The 1,065-nt window shown below is 35.8% G+C and carries 2 protein-coding genes; one reads left to right on the top strand and one right to left on the bottom strand.

All coding sequences use genetic code 11. From position 1 onward, the window contains the following. Nucleotides 1-263 (top strand): hypothetical protein (locus tag Q397_RS25335; RefSeq protein ID WP_028880924.1); only part of this gene is annotated, 263 nt, incomplete at its 5' end. Between the two features lie 25 nt (nucleotides 264-288). Here the strand turns inward: Q397_RS25335 and Q397_RS23660 are convergent. Continuing rightward, nucleotides 289-1,065, bottom strand: a 777-nt coding sequence (locus Q397_RS23660) for a protein kinase domain-containing protein (protein WP_205618875.1), incomplete at its 5' end; no start/stop codon positions are given.

Raw genomic sequence — 1,065 nt, 5'->3', positions numbered from 1 at the left:
TTGAGACGGTGGACTTTGAAGAAATACGGGTCCGTAACGCTGATCGACGTGACACGTTTACCTTTGAAGAATGGCGTTTAATTTACGATTATTTGCTTGTGTATATGATTTTCCTAATTGGCTTTTCTTTAGAAAAATCAATATATGTTCTTTGGTTTTCAACATGTGTGGGCAAATTGTCAAACATACCATCAAATGCTTTAGGTAAGTTATCTAATGACGTTATAGAGCGGGACCTGTTGATTAGGTCCGCTCTTGTTTGAAAACCTGCACTTTTCTTCACTTTATTCATTGTTCTAAAAAACTGATAATTTCATCATCAGTTATTCCGTTCTTGCAAAACTTTGTTATTCGTCTTGCTGTGGATGAACCATTTTGACTATAGGCTTTAGAAGTTCTTTGATTGCAGACTTCGATACTTTTCTTTTTTCCATCAATGTCTTGGAGCCAAATTTGTTTATTTTTCTCCAATTGATACTTCCAGTGTAATATAGAACCATCTATGTCAGCAAGTGCATTTACAATTTCAATGGCTGAGCCATACCGTTTACTGGGTGTAGGTCTTATGCACTTATTTATTGTGCTTTGTAGTTTTTTAGGGATGTGTAATGGGTATGCTTTTCTGTCTGGAAACTTTCCATTAATGACATCATTGCCAAATTTATTTCGATCAAACTGGCTTCCACTTATATATTGAGAAAATTGTGCATCAAAAAATTCATCCCCAACGCACATCCTGTACATAGTGAGACCAACCTGATAAATGTCGAAACGGTTATCATATGCATATGTTTGATTACCAAAAACTTCTGGCGGCAATTGCTTTAAATATAATCGAGGTTGTTGAGCGATGCCGTTGGCGTCCATTGGCTTTGATAAACCAAAATCAGCAAGTAAAGCTTCATTTCTATCCGAAATAAGGACATTATCTGGTTTAATATCAAAATGAATTAAATTTTTTGAATGGACGTTTGGCGTAGCCCCCAAAAAGTGATCCACACGAAATGTTAGTTTTTCTGGCTTATTCAAATCCATGGATAAGGAGAAAAGACATGGGAAAACTGA

The sequence above is a fragment of the Terasakiella pusilla DSM 6293 genome, assembly GCF_000688235.1.
GTDB classification, from domain to species: Bacteria; Pseudomonadota; Alphaproteobacteria; order Rhodospirillales; family Terasakiellaceae; genus Terasakiella; species Terasakiella pusilla.
This window is presented reverse-complemented; position numbering and strand designations above follow the sequence as displayed.